The sequence below is a fragment of the Vibrio sp. SCSIO 43132 genome, from assembly GCF_019904195.1.
Classification (GTDB): domain Bacteria; phylum Pseudomonadota; class Gammaproteobacteria; order Enterobacterales; family Vibrionaceae; genus Vibrio; species Vibrio nigripulchritudo.
In genome coordinates, this window is sequence record NZ_CP063199.1 from 565,852 (window position 1) to 583,080 (window position 17,229).

13 protein-coding genes are annotated in these 17,229 nt (G+C 46.8%); 12 read left to right on the plus strand and 1 reads right to left on the minus strand.

Translation table 11 applies throughout. The annotated features are described in order from the left end of the window. The first annotated feature begins 1 nt into the window (after position 1). From murE to lpxC, 11 genes are all read left to right on the plus strand, one after another. Complete coding sequence (murE, locus tag INR79_RS02680) at positions 2 to 1,480, plus strand: UDP-N-acetylmuramoyl-L-alanyl-D-glutamate--2,6-diaminopimelate ligase (protein WP_223095925.1); 1,479 nt, start codon at positions 2 to 4, stop codon at positions 1,478 to 1,480. Continuing rightward, complete coding sequence (gene murF, locus INR79_RS02685) at positions 1,477 to 2,835, plus strand: UDP-N-acetylmuramoyl-tripeptide--D-alanyl-D-alanine ligase (RefSeq protein ID WP_223095927.1); 1,359 nt, start codon at positions 1,477 to 1,479, stop codon at positions 2,833 to 2,835. The genes murE and murF overlap by 4 nt, the downstream gene beginning before the upstream one ends. Continuing rightward, the gene (gene mraY, locus INR79_RS02690) at positions 2,835 to 3,917 is read left to right on the plus strand and encodes a phospho-N-acetylmuramoyl-pentapeptide-transferase (RefSeq protein ID WP_004397727.1); all 1,083 of its coding nucleotides are present in this window, start codon (positions 2,835 to 2,837) and stop codon (positions 3,915 to 3,917) included. Before murF ends, mraY begins: the two co-directional genes overlap by 1 nt. Positions 3,918 to 3,920: 3 nt before the next feature. Further along, positions 3,921 to 5,261, plus strand: coding sequence for a UDP-N-acetylmuramoyl-L-alanine--D-glutamate ligase (gene murD / locus INR79_RS02695; protein WP_223095929.1), 1,341 nt, complete (start codon positions 3,921 to 3,923; stop codon positions 5,259 to 5,261). 26 nt (positions 5,262 to 5,287) lie between these two features. Then, on the plus strand, positions 5,288 to 6,481 hold the full coding sequence (gene ftsW, locus INR79_RS02700) for a cell division protein FtsW (RefSeq protein WP_223096943.1): 1,194 nt from the start codon (positions 5,288 to 5,290) through the stop codon (positions 6,479 to 6,481). After that, on the plus strand, positions 6,468 to 7,532 hold the full coding sequence (gene murG, locus INR79_RS02705; protein WP_223095931.1) for an undecaprenyldiphospho-muramoylpentapeptide beta-N-acetylglucosaminyltransferase: 1,065 nt from the start codon (positions 6,468 to 6,470) through the stop codon (positions 7,530 to 7,532). Before ftsW ends, murG begins: the two co-directional genes overlap by 14 nt. 21 nt (positions 7,533 to 7,553) lie before the next feature. After that, entirely contained in the window at positions 7,554 to 9,017 is a 1,464-nt protein-coding gene (gene murC, locus INR79_RS02710; RefSeq protein WP_022599563.1) for a UDP-N-acetylmuramate--L-alanine ligase, read from the plus strand. A gap of 191 nt (positions 9,018 to 9,208) precedes the next feature. Further along, positions 9,209 to 9,997: a cell division protein FtsQ/DivIB gene (locus tag INR79_RS02715; RefSeq protein WP_004397749.1), complete on the plus strand. Its 789-nt coding sequence runs from the start codon at positions 9,209 to 9,211 to the stop codon at positions 9,995 to 9,997. Then, complete coding sequence (gene ftsA / locus INR79_RS02720) at positions 9,990 to 11,255, plus strand: cell division protein FtsA (RefSeq protein WP_022549613.1); 1,266 nt, start codon at positions 9,990 to 9,992, stop codon at positions 11,253 to 11,255. The genes INR79_RS02715 and ftsA overlap by 8 nt, the downstream gene beginning before the upstream one ends. Positions 11,256 to 11,285: 30 nt before the next feature. After that, complete coding sequence (gene ftsZ, locus INR79_RS02725) at positions 11,286 to 12,518, plus strand: cell division protein FtsZ (protein ID WP_004397753.1); 1,233 nt, start codon at positions 11,286 to 11,288, stop codon at positions 12,516 to 12,518. Positions 12,519 to 12,614: 96 nt separating this feature from the next. After that, on the plus strand, positions 12,615 to 13,532 hold the full coding sequence (lpxC, locus tag INR79_RS02730) for a UDP-3-O-acyl-N-acetylglucosamine deacetylase (protein WP_022549615.1): 918 nt from the start codon (positions 12,615 to 12,617) through the stop codon (positions 13,530 to 13,532). 61 nt (positions 13,533 to 13,593) lie between these two features. On the opposite strand, the gene INR79_RS02735 is transcribed toward lpxC, so the two are convergent. Next, positions 13,594 to 14,064: a DUF721 domain-containing protein gene (locus INR79_RS02735; protein ID WP_223095933.1), complete on the minus strand. Its 471-nt coding sequence runs from the start codon at positions 14,062 to 14,064 to the stop codon at positions 13,594 to 13,596. A 352-nt stretch (positions 14,065 to 14,416) separates the two neighbouring features. On the opposite strand from INR79_RS02735, the gene secA reads away from it, so the two are divergent. Then, positions 14,417 to 17,140 (plus strand): preprotein translocase subunit SecA, encoded by a 2,724-nt coding sequence (gene secA / locus INR79_RS02740; protein ID WP_004397759.1) that lies wholly within the window; start codon positions 14,417 to 14,419, stop codon positions 17,138 to 17,140. Positions 17,141 to 17,229 lie beyond the last annotated feature (89 nt).

The window sequence follows — 17,229 nt, forward strand, 5'->3', positions numbered from 1 at the left end:
CGTGCAGAACCTATCATCTTTGATTCGACCCTATATCGACAGTAAGATCCCTGAATCACTGGATTGCCCCGTCAGCAAGTTGGTCCTTGATAGCCGCAAGATTCAAGAAGGCGACGTATTTGTGGCGCTTTCCGGACATGTTTCTAATGGTCATGATTTTATTCCTAAAGCGCTGACGTCAGGAGCGGCGGCTGTGATTGCTCAGGCAAATGAAGAGCATGCTCACGGAATAATCGAAGAGATGAATGGCGCTGCTATTGTTTACGTTCAAGACTTGCCAGCTCAGCTTTCTGCGCTAGCTATCGAACTTTGTGGCGATATTGACATGCCGCTGGTCGCGGTAACGGGTACTAACGGAAAAACCACGATCACTCAGATTATCGCTCAATGGATAGAGTTACTTGGTAAAAGAGCAGCGGTGATGGGGACGGCGGGCAACGGGTTTCTGAATAATATTGAACCTGCATTGAATACAACGGGCAGCGCTATCGAAGTCGTTGAAACGCTCTCTGAACTGCGCAAACAAGGCGCTGATTTTTCCGCACTTGAAGCCTCTTCACATGGGCTGGTTCAGAACCGCATCAAAGCGCTGACGTTTGACGTTGGTGTGTTCACCAATTTGAGTCGTGATCACCTTGATTACCACAACACTATGGAAGAGTACGCGGACGCCAAATTTGGTCTTTTCCGTGACCACAAGTGCCATAAGCCAGTCATCAATGTAGACGATCCTGTTGGAGCTGAATGGGTGGCTCGATTAGATAGTGCCCTTGCCGTTTCTCTGCAAGAAAAGCCAGGTTTTGAGAAAGCACTCTTCGCAACAGACGTGCAATACAGCACTCAGGGGATTAAATTATCCTTTGATGGTTTCTGGGGTAGTGGGGAGTTAGTCGTACCTTTGATTGGTGCGTTTAATGCCAGTAACGTGTTGTTGGCTTTGGGTTCTCTTCTCGAGTTAGGCTTTGAAAAGTCTGAGTTAACAACAGTCGCGCCTAAGTTGGCACCCGTAATCGGTCGAATGGAGCTATTTCAGGCAGAAGGCAAAGCTAAAGTTGTGGTGGATTATGCACACACACCAGACGCGTTGGAAAAAGCACTGATGGCGCTCCGAGTCCATTGTGAAGGCAATCTTTGGGCGATCTTTGGCTGTGGTGGTGACAGGGATACAGGTAAGCGACCTATGATGGCAGAAATTGCCGAGCGCTTGGCTGACCACGCCATTTTGACCGATGACAATCCAAGAAGCGAATCGCCAGAGACAATCGTGAAAGACATGCTGGCTGGGATGAAAGCGCCGGAAAACGCTGTTGTGAAACACGATCGTTTCCAAGCGTGCCTTCATGCATTAGAAAACGCTTCCCACCAAGATATTATATTACTGGCAGGTAAAGGTCATGAAGACTATCAGGTGCTTGCCAGTGAAACGATCCATTATTCCGACAGGGAAACCGCAGAACAACTTTTAGGAATCAAAGGATGATCAGTTTTTCTCTTTCAGAAGCCGCAGAAATCCTGAACGGACAACTGCATGGTCAAGACAGACAGATTGATACCGTATCGACGGATACTCGAAACATCGAGGAATCGGCCCTGTTTATTGCCATTATCGGCGAACGTTTTGATGCCCACGACTTCTGTGAACAAGCGAAAGAAGAAGGGGCGGCGGCATTATTAGTTAGCCGATTGTTACCTGTTGAGCTTCCTCAGATAGTGGTGAAAGACACGACTCAAGCATTAGGTTCACTTGGTGCCTGGGTTCACAAGAAAAGTAATAGTTTCACCATCGCAATGACCGGCAGTTGTGGAAAAACAACGGTTAAAGAGATGCTGAGTGCGATCCTGAGGCAAAAAGGCAACGTTTTGGCGACGTTAGGCAACTTCAATAATGATATTGGCGTTCCGTTGACTTTATTGCGCTCAGAAGCTGCGAATGACTACTCAGTAATCGAGCTTGGAGCAAACCACATTGGAGAAATTGCTTACACCACTCGACTGGTCGAGCCAAATATCGCTTTGGTAAACAATGTAGCCGCAGCGCACCTTGAAGGTTTTGGCTCTATGGATGGTGTAAAGCAAGCAAAAGGTGAAATTTATCAAGGGCTTTCGCAGGGCGATGTTGCCGTTGTGAATTTAGATAGCAATGGCGGCGATTACTGGAGAGAGGTATTAGCCGATAAAAAAGTCATCACTCTTTCAGCAAGCGATAACAACGCAGACTTCTATGCCTCAGATGTTCAGATTTCATCAGAAGGGCTGCCTTCTTTTACACTTCATACCCCAAAAGGCGAAGTTCCCGTTACATTAACCTTGGTAGGTGAACATAACGTTGGCAATGCCGTAGCCGCGGCCGCACTTGGACAAAACGCTGGCGCTACGCTGACAGAAATCCAGTCTGGCTTGGCTAACATGACAAATGTCTCGGGTCGGGTAGAAGTGATCGAACTCAATGACAATGTTCGCCTGATCGACGACAGTTACAATGCCAGTGTCCCTGCAATGAAGGCAGCGGCCGAATTACTTAGCCACTATGAAGGGATCCGCTGGCTAATTTTGAGTTATATGGCGGAATTAGGTGATGAAAGTCTTGAACTTCATCGCCAAGTCGGACAACATTCCGCACCATTTAATTTCGAATACGTGTTGACCTACGGGGATGACACGAAAGTGATCAGTGAAGAGTGTGGAGGACAACATTTTGCCTCTCACGACGCAATGATCCAATTTATTAAGCAGCAGCTGGAAATACAAAAAAATCAAACGCACACGCTATTAGTCAAAGGCGCAAACAGCGCTGGAATGAGTATGGTTGTCGCTGCTTTGAAGGAGATTCAATAATGATCATTTGGCTTGCAGAACTACTTCAGCCATATTTTTCTTTCTTTCGTTTGTTCGAATACTTGTCATTTCGCGCCATTCTCAGTGTTCTGACTGCACTTGGTCTTTCTTTATGGATGGGACCAAGGTTGATCGAGCGTTTGCAGATGCTGCAAATTGGTCAGGTAGTTCGTAACGACGGTCCGGAATCTCACTTCAGTAAGCGTGGTACACCAACCATGGGCGGCGTGATGATCTTGGCAGCCATTGCTATCACGGTCTTGCTGTGGGCGGATCTGTCTAACCCTTATGTCTGGGCTGTAATGGCAGTCTTGCTGGGTTACGGAGCGGTGGGGTTTGTTGATGACTACCGCAAAGTGGTACGCAAAAATACCGATGGGTTGATCGCGCGTTGGAAGTATTTCTGGCAGTCCGCTATTGCTCTGGTGGTTGCTTTTGCATTGTATGCGCACGGCAAAGATACAGCGGCAACTCAATTAGTGGTGCCATTCTTTAAAGACGTCATGCCTCAACTTGGTCTGCTTTATATCGTCTTTACCTATTTTGTTATTGTTGGCACCAGTAATGCGGTGAACCTGACGGATGGTTTGGATGGTCTTGCAATTATGCCAACAGTAATGGTGGCTGCGGGCTTTGCTGTGATTGCATGGGCGACAGGTAATGTTAATTTCGCCAGCTACCTGCATATCCCTCATATTCCATACACCAGTGAATTGGTGGTGGTCTGTACTGCTATTGTCGGTGCGGGTATGGGTTTCTTGTGGTTTAACACCTACCCAGCTCAAGTATTTATGGGCGATGTGGGTTCACTGGCTCTTGGTGGCGCTCTGGGTACCATTGCTGTTCTGGTGCGTCAGGAATTACTTCTGGTAATCATGGGCGGTGTTTTTGTGATGGAAACCGTCTCAGTCATTCTTCAGGTCGGTTCATACAAATTGCGCGGGCAGCGAATTTTCCGTATGGCACCGATTCATCACCACTACGAACTGAAAGGCTGGCCTGAGCCACGCGTGATTGTGCGTTTCTGGATCATTTCGATTATTCTGGTTCTGATTGGTTTGGCTACGCTGAAGGTACGTTAATACATGAGCGTGACGGCAAAAAATAACTGGAATAATATCAACGAAGTGGTCGTTGTCGGGCTTGGTATTACGGGGCTATCCGTAGTTAACCACCTTCTTCGACAAGAAAAGCCTCTGAACATCAGAGTGATTGATACGCGAGAAAACCCTCCGGGATTAGAACGGTTGGCAGACTCGGTTGAATTGCACTCTGGAAGTTGGAACGAACACTGGCTGGCAGAAGCCGATCTGATTGTTGCAAACCCCGGCATTGCGGTAGCAACTCCAGAGATTCAAACCGCGATCAAACTGGGTATTCCAGTGGTTGGTGATATTGAGTTGTTTGGCTGGGCAGTCACTAAACCCGTTGTTGCCATCACAGGTTCAAACGGCAAGAGTACCGTGACGGATTTGACAGGTGTAATGGCGAATGCTGCTGGGTGCAAAACCAAAGTCGGGGGCAATATTGGGGTTCCTGCATTGGATTTGCTTTTGGAAGACGCAGACTTGTATGTGTTAGAGCTTTCCAGTTTCCAGTTAGAAACCACCTCTAACCTTTCACTCAAAGCCGCTGCTTATCTGAATCTGACCGAAGATCACATGGACCGCTATGACGACTTAGCGGCATATGGAAACGCCAAGCAGCGAATCTTCCTCAATGCCGAAAAAGCCATTGTGAATCAACAAGACAGTTCGACACATCCTTTTTCTGGCTTTGATGGTCAGGTCGTCACTTTTGCGCCAAGCCAAGCCGACTATCAATTGAAAGAAGTGGAAGGTACAACGTATCTTTCGAAAGGGGAAGATTCCTTTATTTCGACTTCTTCACTTAGTATTGTCGGGCAGCACAACAGCATGAATGCGTTGGTTGCAATGGCATTGCTGGATGCGGTAGGCATTGAATTTAAAAAAGCGGAAGACGCTCTAAAGAGCTATACGGGTCTAACACACCGTTGCCAGGTCGTTGCCAAATCCCATGGTGTAACCTGGGTTAATGACTCAAAAGCAACGAACTTAGCCAGTACATTGGCGGCACTGTCTGGTTTACAGTGTGATGGTACTTTACATTTGCTGGTGGGCGGAGATGGCAAAGGCGCGGATTTTTCTGAGCTAAAACCTGTGCTCGCTGAGCTTCCGGCTCAGTTGCATTGCTATGGAAGAGACGGCAGTGAATTTATGAATCTGCATTCTTCTGCTAAGCGATGGGAATCCATTGATGATGTACTGGAGAACATTGCACCAAACTTAGGCAAGGGAGATATCGTCATGCTATCCCCAGCGTGTGCTAGCTTTGACCAGTATCCGAATTTCATGACGCGTGGCGATGCCTTTACCAAGCTTGCCCAGCATTATGCGTCTTCGTGACTGGCGAGGAATTTCGATTGGGACGCATCTCCGACTTCTTCTCCGATAGCAAAAGCTGGTTATTCGAACCCGCACCTAAAGCCCTATTTGACAGACAGCTACTTTGGCTGTCTTTTGGCTTAATGCTGATTGGTTTGGTGATGGTGACGTCCGCATCTTTTCCCGTGAGTAGTCGGCTGACCGACACGCCGTTTTACTTCATGTATAAGCAGTTGGTCTTTTGTGTTGCCGGTTTGATTGCTGCGACGGTTGTCATCCAGATTCCGATGGATAGATGGTTCCGCCACAGCCATTACTTGCTTGGGTTGTGCTTTGTTCTGCTGATAATCGTCCTTGTAGCGGGTAAATCGGTAAACGGCGCATCACGCTGGATACCTTTGGGGATTTTTAACCTGCAGCCAGCCGAGTTAACCAAGCTTTCGCTCTTCATGTTTATGTCGGGCTATCTTGTGCGTAAACAAGAAGAAGTTCGCAGCACTTTCTTTGGTGGGTTTATGAAGCCCATTATCGTGTTTGGATTAGTCGCACTCTTACTGCTTGGGCAACCGGATTTAGGAACTGTGATCGTAATGCTAGTCACCATGTTTGGTTTGCTGTTTATTGCGGGAGCGAAACTCTGGCAGTTTCTCGCGCTTATGATGGTTGGAATCGCCGGCGTAGTAGTACTGATCTTGGTAGAGCCTTACCGTGTCAGACGTGTAACCTCATTCTTGGATCCATGGGATGACCCATTTGGAAGCGGCTATCAGTTAACTCAGTCTCTGATGGCATTTGGACGCGGTGGATGGTTTGGTCAGGGGCTGGGAAATTCGATTCAAAAGCTTGAATACCTGCCAGAAGCACACACCGATTTTGTGTTTGCCGTGATTGCAGAAGAGCTGGGTTTTGTCGGCGTAACCATTGTACTGATTCTGATTTTTGCCTTAGTTCTCAAAGCCATTTTGATTGGAAAGAAAGCCTTTGATGAGAAGCAGATGTTTGGAGGCTATATGGCTTTTGGTATCGGAATCTGGTTTGCTTTCCAAACGCTTGTGAATGTTGGTGCTGCCGCTGGCATGGTGCCGACCAAAGGATTGACGCTGCCACTGATTAGTTATGGCGGCTCGAGTTTAATTGTAATGTCTGTTGCCGTTGCCATATTGATGCGAATAGACCATGAACGGCGAATGGTGCAGCAACAGAATGTATCGACAAAAAAGATAAAAAATGAAACAGCATAAGAGATTACTGGTGATGGCTGGCGGTACCGGAGGACACGTCTTTCCGGGCTTGGCGGTAGCCAAATGCTTGCAAGAACAAGGATGGGAAATTCGTTGGCTTGGAACCGCGGATCGGATGGAAGCCGACCTTGTGCCAAAGCATGGTATTGAAATTGATTTTATAAAGGTGAAAGGGCTTCGTGGGCAAGGCATTCTAAAGCTGATCAAAGCGCCTTTTCAGATCCTGAATGCCATATTTCAAGCCAAGAAACACATAAAAGCCTGGCAGCCTGACGTAGTGCTCGGCATGGGTGGCTACGTGAGTGGTCCTGGTGGTGTGGCTGCATGGATGTCTGGTATCCCCCTTGTTCTTCATGAACAAAATGCGGTAGCAGGATTAACGAATCAATGGCTTTCAAAAATTGCTACTAAGGTCTTTCAAGCTTTTCCGGGAGCATTCAAAGGTGTACCCGTGGTGGGTAACCCAGTCAGGCAGGATGTTATTGCCATCAACTCGCCAGACTCTCGATTAGATGCGCGTGTAGGAGACATCCGAATCTTGGTTATGGGTGGTAGCCAGGGCGCTCGAATTTTGAATACTACGCTACCGGAATCAGCTAAGTTGCTTGGCGACGGATTTACCATTCGTCATCAGGCTGGTAAAGGCAATCAAGAGTCGGTCAAGGCGGACTATGAGAAAGCCGGTAATCAGGCAGAGGTGACGGAGTTCATTGATGACGTATCTGCTGCATATGAATGGGCAGATCTTGTGGTTTGCCGCTCTGGAGCGTTAACCGTATCTGAAATCTCTGCGGCGGGTGTCGGGGCTATTTTCATTCCTTTCATGCACAAAGATCGCCAGCAAGCTCTGAATGCCGATCATCTTGTGGAAGCTGGTGCAGCCCAGATGATTGAACAGCCTGACTTAACTGCTGAAAAACTGACTGATGCGATCAAGCAGTTAGATCGCAATGCTTTGTCTGAAATGGCAATCAAGGCTCGTGAAGCCGCAAAACCAAACGCCGATCAAGAAGTGGCTCAAGCCATCGCCCAACTGACACAAAAATCGTAAACCGATAAAGAGAAATCACCTATGACAATCGAACACAATCAAGATATCTCTCAAATCCGCGCAATGGTGCCTGAAATGAGAAGGGTGAAGTCCATTCACTTTGTCGGTATCGGTGGTGCGGGTATGAGTGGAATTGCCGAAGTACTGCTAAACGAAGGCTACCATATTTCCGGCTCCGATCTCGCTGAAAACCCAGTGACAGAAAGACTGAGCAGCAAAGGTGCCACCATCTATTTTGGTCACGATGCGAGTAACGTTGAAAAAGCCAGCGTAGTGGTTGTATCAACCGCCATTTCTCAGGAAAACCCTGAACTTGTAGCCGCTAAAGAAAGACGTATACCGGTGGTACGCCGTGCCGAAATGCTGGCTGAATTAATGCGTTTCCGACATGGGATTGCTGTCGCTGGCACTCATGGTAAAACCACCACGACGGCTTTGGTGACTCAAATTTATTCGGAAGCGGGTCTCGATCCTACGTTTGTTAACGGCGGACTAGTGAAAAGCGCAGGAACCAATGCACGCTTAGGTTCAAGCCGTATCCTGATTGCAGAAGCCGACGAAAGTGATGCATCCTTCCTGCACCTTCAGCCAATGGTGAGTATCGTCACCAACATTGAAGCCGACCATATGGATACTTATGGTGGCGATTTTGAAACGCTTAAACAAACCTTCATCGACTTCCTGCACAATTTGCCTTTCTATGGTCAGGCAATTATGTGTATTGACGATCCTGTAGTTCGCGAACTGATTCCGAGCGTCAGCCGTCAGGTAATTACGTATGGTTTCTCTGAAGATGCGGACGTTCGCATAGAAAATTACCGCCAGGAAGGGCAGCAAGGTAAGTTCACTGTCGTTCGCCAAGGGAAAGCGGATTTGGACATTACTCTGAATATCCCGGGTAAACATAACGCCTTGAATGCTTCCGCTGCGATTGCGGTTGCGACGGAAGATGATGTGTCTGATGACGCGATTTTAAAAGCCATGGCGGGCACTCAGGGAACGGGTCGACGCTTTGATCATCTTGGTGAATTCGAAACAGGAAATGGTGTCGCTATGCTGGTGGACGATTATGGTCACCACCCTAGTGAAGTGGACGTCACCATTCAGGCTGCAAGAGCTGGTTGGGAAGACAAACGCCTTGTCATGGTGTTTCAGCCGCATCGATACAGCCGAACTCGTGACTTATACGATGATTTTGCTAATGTTTTAGAGAAGGTGGATGTATTGCTCATGCTGGATGTGTATTCAGCGGGTGAAGCGCCAATTGCTGGTGCTGATGGGCGTTCACTGTGTCGAACCATCCGAAGCAGAGGAAAAATCGATCCTATATTTGTCCCGGACAGAGACAGTTTGCCAAGCGTTCTTGCCAATGTAATCCAAGAAGGCGATCTGGTTTTGACTCAGGGTGCGGGAGATGTCGGTAAGGTTGCCAAGGAGCTAGAACGCTTAGAGTTGAACGTGGAACGTATGCGCGAGAGCCAGTAGCCAAGCCGTTAATTCGCCTGTTTTTTGTCCGGTGTGTCACACTAGACCATATTTATTTCTATGGTTAATGGACTATGGGATAGCGGTCAGTATAATCGCTAGTTTGAGTAAATCAGGCGAATGATCTTTGGTTTTTGGATGTTCTGCTCCGAATTGAATAAGAATATCGTGAAAAAGTCGATTGCATTGGTATGTACTCAGTGAGCCAGGAAAACGAAATAGAAGCGTACGACATCGTCGCAGACAAAACCTCACCAAACTGGTGGGGGCTGAGTTTCTTGGTGATTGTGGTCTTGTTTATCGGCTGGCTGCTCTTTTCAACTTTAAACTGGATGTTGGATGAGCAACGGCTGCCATTATCGAAGTTGGTTTTGCAAGGCGAGTTAACCCATGTGAAGGCAGAGAATGTGCAAAGTGCATTCGCATCTCTGGAGCATATTGGTACGTTTATGTCCCAAGACGTCGACCAACTTCAAGATGCACTGTTAACGTTACCTTGGGTTTCTCACGTTTCAATTCGTAAACAGTGGCCAGACACGGTAAAAGTGTATCTGGTTGAACATGAAGCGCAGGCCATCTGGAATGGCATTTCCATGTTGAACATGGAAGGCAATGTTTTTAACGCCGATATTGCAGAACTGACAAACGATAAGATTAAACTCTACGGTCCCGAAGGGAGTCACCATCAAGTTTTGGAAGCGTGGCATAAAATTCAGGCGCAATTGAATCCAATAGATTTAGAGGTTTCTTCGGTTTTACTGAACGACAGGCGAGCTTGGCAAGTGATTTTGACCAGCGGGATACGCTTGGAGTTGGGAAAAGAATCACTTATTGAACGAATAGCACGTTTTGTTGCGCTTTATCAAAAGCTTGGTTCAAAATCGCAACAGATTAGTCATATCGACTTACGATATGATACGGGAGCGGCAATTGGTTGGTTTCCAGATCAGGATTTAGTACAAGAGAGCACAGATGACTAAAACCACAGATGACAACATCATTGTTGGTCTTGATATTGGTACTGCGACCGTTTCCGCCTTGGTAGGCGAATGTCTACCAGATGGACAGATAAATATTATTGGCGCTGGGACCAGTCCGTCCAGAGGCATGGACAAAGGCGGCGTCAACGATCTTGAATCTGTGGTTAAGTCAGTACAGCGAGCTATTGATCAAGCGGAACTCATGGCGGAATGCCAGATCAGCAAAGTATTTATTTCACTTTCTGGTCGACACATCGCCAGCCGTATTGAAAAAGGCATGGGGACAATTTCAGACGAAGAAGTGTCCCAAGACGATATGGATCGGGCGATCCACACTGCAAAGTCGATAAAAATCGGCGACGAGCAGCGAATTTTACATGTAATTCCTCAAGAATTTACTATTGATTACCAAGAAGGCATTAAGAACCCGCTTGGATTATCAGGAGTAAGAATGGAGGTAAGCGTTCATCTGATTTCTTGCCACAACGACATGGCGAGAAATATCATAAAAGCAGTTGAGCGTTGCGGATTGAAAGTCGAGCAGTTGGTTTTCTCTGGTCTCGCATCAAGTAATGCGGTCATTACAGAGGATGAACGAGAGCTCGGCGTCTGTGTCGTCGATATTGGTGCGGGTACTATGGACGTATCGATATGGACGGGCGGTGCATTAAGGCATACAGAAGTCTTTTCTTATGCTGGAAACGCCGTAACAAGCGACATCGCATTTGCTTTTGGTACTCCTGTCAGCGATGCTGAAGAGATAAAAGTGAAATACGGTTGCGCATTAAGTGAGCTTGTTTCCAAAGATGACACAGTAAATGTGCCAAGCGTTGGAGGAAGACCATCGCGAAGTTTGCAACGGCAAACACTATCCGAAGTGATAGAGCCCAGATATACTGAACTTATGGGCTTGGTAAACCAGACCATAGATACGGTTCAGGATAAACTGCGAGCTGAGGGTATTAAACACCACTTGGCTGCCGGGGTTGTATTAACGGGCGGAGCCGCACAAATTGAAGGGATTGTGGAATGTGCTGAAAGGGTATTTCGCAACCAGGTTAGAGTAGGTAAGCCTCTGGAAGTCAGCGGTCTTACCGATTACGTAAAAGCGCCGTATCATTCTACGGCAGTTGGATTACTTCATTACGCAAAGGACAGTCAATTCTCTGAAGAAGGCGACTACAACGAACCTAAGCGACAAAATAATGTCACTGGGTTGTTTCAGAAAATGCGTAATTGGATACAGAAAGAGTTTTAACCTGAGAAACAGGAAAAACGGAGATAACAAATGTTTGAACCGATGATGGAAATGTCTGACGATGCTGTAATTAAAGTCGTTGGAGTTGGTGGTGGCGGTGGTAACGCCGTCGAGCACATGGTACGTGAATCTATTGAAGGCGTGGAATTCATCAGTGTCAACACAGATGCTCAAGCACTTCGTAAAACAAGCGTCAGCAGTGTCATTCAGATTGGTGGAGACATCACTAAAGGTCTGGGTGCAGGCGCAAACCCTCAGGTTGGTCGTGAAGCGGCGTTAGAAGACAGAGACAGACTTAAAGAAATTCTCACCGGTGCCGATATGGTATTTATAGCAGCCGGTATGGGCGGTGGTACAGGTACAGGTGCAGCACCAGTAATTGCGGAAGTCGCAAAAGAGCTGGGCATTCTAACTGTAGCCGTTGTAACTAAACCGTTTGGGTTCGAAGGTAAAAAGCGTCTGGCTTTTGCCGAGCAGGGTATCGAAGAGCTTTCGAAGCATGTTGATTCTCTAATTACGATTCCAAATGAAAAGCTGCTTAAAGTACTGGGACGTGGTGTCACTTTACTTGAAGCGTTTGCAAGCGCGAATGACGTGCTGAAGAATGCTGTTCAAGGTATTGCAGAACTGATTACTCGCCCTGGCATGATTAACGTCGACTTCGCAGATGTTCGTACTGTGATGTCTGAAATGGGTCATGCAATGATGGGTAGCGGTGTTTCCAAAGGGGAAGATCGTGCGGAAGAAGCGGCAGAGACGGCAATTTCTAGCCCTCTTCTTGAAGACATTGATTTGGCAGGCGCGCGCGGTGTTCTTGTGAACATCACTGCAGGTTTGGATATGCGTCTGGACGAATTCGAAACTGTCGGTAATACTGTAAAAGCGTTTGCATCTGATAATGCGACGGTGGTTATCGGTACATCTCTGGACCCAGATATGACTGATGAAATCCGCGTAACGGTCGTTGCAACCGGAATTGGTAACGAGAAAAAGCCAGAAATTACTTTAGTAACAGGGGCTTCGAAACCACAAAACACCACGCCAGCTCAACAAGCGTCTGCTCCGGCAGCCAAAGTTGAAGAAAAAACGGCACAGCCTTTGCAAGCAAATAACTTGCCGAAAGGTGATGAGGTGAAGAGTCAGCCTGCAGCGCCAGCTAACCCTTCTACTCCTGCTCAAAGTGGTGCAAACACTGCACCTAAGCAAGAGAAAGAAAACGGTTACTTGGACATTCCAGCGTTCTTAAGACGCCAAGCTGACTGATTATTGTACGAAAATATTGATATTCGTCAGAAACGTGGTAGCATGTGCGGTCGAATTTTACGGTCGCACAGGCTGTATGCGCAGTAGGGGTAGGTAATGATCAGACAAAGAACTCTGAAAGAGATGGTGAAAACAACCGGAGTGGGATTACACTCGGGTAGAAAAGTCACACTTACTCTTCGTCCAGCTCCGGCAAACACAGGGGTTATCTATCGCAGAACGGATATGAATCCACCTGTTGATTTCCCAGCCGATCCAGAGTCCGTTCGCGACACCATGCTTTGTACCGCACTGGTTAACGACGACGGTATCCGTATCTCAACCGTTGAGCACCTAAATGCCGCACTTGCTGGCATGGGTATCGACAACGTTATCGTTGAAGTAGACGCTCCAGAGATTCCTATTATGGATGGTAGTGCGAGCCCGTTTGTTTACCTACTTCAATCAGCTGGCATCGAAACACTAAACGCTCCTAAGCGATTTATTCGTATTAAGAAGAAAATCCGCGTAGAAGACGGCGATAAGTGGGCTGAGTTGGTTCCGCATGATGGTTTCCGCATGGATTTCGAAATTGAATTCGACCACCCTGCGATTGAATCTGATGAACAGCACCTACTTTTCGATTTCTCTTCTCAGGCGTTTGTCAAAGACATTTCAAGAGCTCGTACTTTCGGTTTCATGAAAGATATTGAGTACTTGCAATCTCAAAACCTATGTTTAGGTGGTAGCTTTGACTGTGCCATCGTTTTGGATGAATACCGCATTCTCAACGAAGAAGGTCTGCGTTTCCACAACGAGTTTGTGGTGCACAAAGTATTGGATGCTATCGGTGACCTGTACATGTGCGGTCACAGCATTGTTGGTGAGTTGCGTGCTTACAAATCAGGGCATGCTCTAAACAATAAAGTCTTGCGTGCAGTGCTAGCCGATCAGGAAGCTTGGGAATGGGCAACCTTCGAAGAAGAAGTCGGCTCACCAGTTGCTTTCGGTGAACCAAATATGGTTTTGGCGTAAGCTTAAGACAGAATTAGAAAAGCCGAGCAGAAGCTCGGCTTTTTTGTGTCTTGAATTTGTATTATGACTGCTTATTTTTTTCAGCAAGCTTGGCAATATTTTCCAGCCGTTGTTTGATCTTGGGTGTTGCTGAAGGCATGTTGGCTGTGGCCTTTAGAAATTCCGCAGCAACTTCGGAAACGGGCACCTCTTGCCACTCTTCATCTTTTTCCTGATGTACTTGCCCTCGATAAAGGGCAGGGTTGATTCGAATTTCTACTCCCATTAGCTTCGCATAGCCTTTAGAGCGAAGCTGGCTCAGGATGTTCAACCTGTCGTAATTCAGCTTCATCTGCACCGATGCACTGGCAGCCTCAATCACCAGGTGATTATCTTTGATATTGGCCGCACGACAATGCTCCAACAAATTGGGAGCAAGAATAGATTTGAGCACAGTATTTAAGTCATTAATTTGACGTGCGTGCTCCTGTAATTTGCTCAGCTGCTGGGACTCAAGTAAATCTTTTGTCAGGGTTGGGCGGTGATCGCGCATAGCCACCTCTTTACAACGGTTTAGTCGAGAGTGTAGAGCACAAGTCAAGGAATACCAAGCTTCTTAGAGTTACTTGGGCATACGTATCAAGGAAACTTGAGGGTTTCTTGCTCGAACACCGAATTTTTCTATACCTGTCTCAAACAATTGCTATTAGCCATGGTTGTCAACAAGAGAATCCCTTAATATACGTGCCAAATTCGAAAATTAGGATTGGCGCTTGAATTTCCATTAAGCCGCCTCAATATTCTTACAAACATGATGTATCTCAGTATTCTTAGTTTGGAACTGGTAGAGACTGATAGTTACAAGGATAGATCGAGCACGATCTAAACAGAGAGATTCACTGAAAATGATAACTAAGCTACTGACAAAAGTGATTGGCAGCCGCAATGACCGAACTCTGCGTCGCCTGAGAAAAATAGTTAAAGAAATTAATAATTACGAGCCAGAGTTTGAAGCGCTATCCGATGAAGAACTGAAAGCGAAAACCGTTGAGTTTCGTGAGCGTCTAGAAAAAGGTGATACTCTAGACAGCCTTCTGCCAGAAGCTTTTGCGACGGTTCGTGAAGCGTCTAAACGTGTTTACGGCATGCGCCATTTCGACGTTCAGTTGATTGGTGGTATGGTTCTTAACAGCGGTCAAATCGCAGAGATGCGTACTGGTGAAGGTAAAACGCTAACGGCGACCTTGCCAGCCTACCTAAACGCACTACCTGGTAAAGGTGTTCACATTGTAACGGTGAACGACTACCTGGCTTCCCGTGATGCGGAAACTAACCGCCCATTATTTGAATTCCTTGGTATGACCGTTGGCGTCAACGTACCAAACATGCCTCCAATGGCAAAAAAAGAAGCTTACCAGGCGGACATCCTATACGGGACAAACAACGAATTTGGTTTCGACTACCTACGTGACAACATGGCTTTCCGCAGTGAAGACCGCGTTCAGCGCGAGCGTTTCTTTGCGGTAGTCGATGAGGTGGACTCCATCCTAATCGATGAAGCGCGTACACCTCTTATTATCTCCGGTCCTGCTGAAGACAGCTCTGATCTTTACACACGAATCAATACTCTCATTCCTCATCTTGTTCGTCAGGAAAAAGAAGATACCGAAGAATATCGTGGTGATGGTCACTACACTTTGGACGAGAAATCCAAGCAGGTGCACTTAACCGAAAATGGTCAGGAGTTTGTTGAAGAACTGATGATCAAAAACGGTTTGATGGAGGAAGGCGATACGCTTTACTCACCAACAAACATTAGCTTGCTTCACCATGTGAATGCCGCATTGCGTGCCCATGTATTGTTTGAGCGCAACGTTGACTACATCGTTAATGAAGATGATGAAGTTGTGATTGTTGACGAACATACTGGTCGTACTATGCCTGGGCGTCGCTGGTCTGAAGGTCTTCATCAAGCAGTTGAGGCAAAAGAAGGCGTTAAGATTCAAAACGAAAACCAGACGCTGGCTTCCATCACTTTCCAGAATTTCTTCCGTCTGTACGAAAAACTTTCGGGCATGACAGGTACAGCTGATACTGAAGCATTCGAATTCCAGTCTATTTACGGTCTGGAAACTGTGGTTATCCCAACCAACAAACCAATGATTCGTGATGACATGCCGGATGTCGTTTACCGCACCGAAACAGAGAAATTCAACGCTATCATTGAGGACATCAAAGAACGAGTCGCGAAGGGTCAGCCATCGCTGGTAGGTACGGTTTCCATCGAAAAGTCGGAACTGCTATCTAACGCGCTGAAGAAAGCCAAAATTAAGCACAACGTTCTTAACGCTAAGTTCCACGAGAAAGAAGCTGAGATTGTCGCAGAAGCGGGTACACCGGGTGCAGTTACCATTGCAACCAACATGGCTGGTCGTGGTACCGACATTGTGTTGGGTGGTAGCTGGCAGGCCAAGCTAGATAAGCTGGACAACCCATCTCAAGAGCAAATTGAACAAATCAAAGCAGACTGGAAAGAAGTTCACGACAAAGTACTTGAAGCGGGTGGTCTGCATATCATTGGTACAGAGCGTCATGAATCTCGTCGTATCGACAACCAGTTGCGTGGTCGTTCTGGTCGTCAGGGTGATGCTGGTTCTTCTCGTTTCTACCTGTCGATGGAAGATTCCCTACTGCGTATCTTTACTTCTGATCGTATGGCCAGCCTTATCCAAAGTGGTATGGAAGAAGGTGAAGCGATCGAAAGTAAGATGTTGTCTCGCTCAATCGAAAAAGCACAGCGTAAAGTGGAAGGTCGTAACTTCGACATCCGTAAACAGCTTCTTGAGTTTGATGACGTTGCCAATGATCAGCGTAAAGTAGTGTACGAACTGCGTGATGAACTGATGAACGTTGATGACATCAGTGACATGATCGAACAAAACCGTGAGGACGTGTTCGATAGCGTGATCAACGAATACATTCCACCACAATCTCTGGAAGATATGTGGGATGTTAAAGGTCTTGAAGATCGCCTGAAAGCAGACTTCGATTTGGAAATGCCAATTCAAAGCTGGTTGGACGAAGACGACAAACTGTACGAAGAAGCGCTGCGTGAGAAAATTCTTGCGACAGCAGTTGAAGTATACAAAGAGAAAGAAGGCGTGGTGGGTGAGAACATTCTTCGCAACTTCGAAAAATCTGTGATGCTTCAAACTCTGGATACGCTTTGGAAAGAGCACCTGGCGGCAATGGATCATTTGCGTCAGGGTATTCACCTTCGTGGCTACGCTCAGAAGAACCCGAAACAAGAGTACAAGCGTGAATCGTTTGAGTTGTTTGAAGGTCTGCTGGATTCTCTGAAATTCGACGTGATTACTGTATTAAGTAAAGTTCGAGTTCAGCAGGAAGAAGAAGTAGAGCGCATGGAAGCTCAGCGTCGTGCACAGGCTGAGGAAGCCGCTCGTCGAGCTCAATTCCAGCATCAGCAGGCTGAAAACCAACTCGCAGATGATGAATCTTCTGAAGGTTCACAGCAGCCAGTTCAGCGTGATGAGCGTAAAGTGGGTCGAAACGAGCCATGTCCATGTGGAAGTGGTAAGAAATACAAACAGTGTCACGGTAAGATCTAATTACCCTGAACCGAGAAAGAGCCGCAATTGCGGCTCTTTTTGTATCTGCTTTCTGTATAAATAATAAACCTTGTTTAACTGTGGTAACT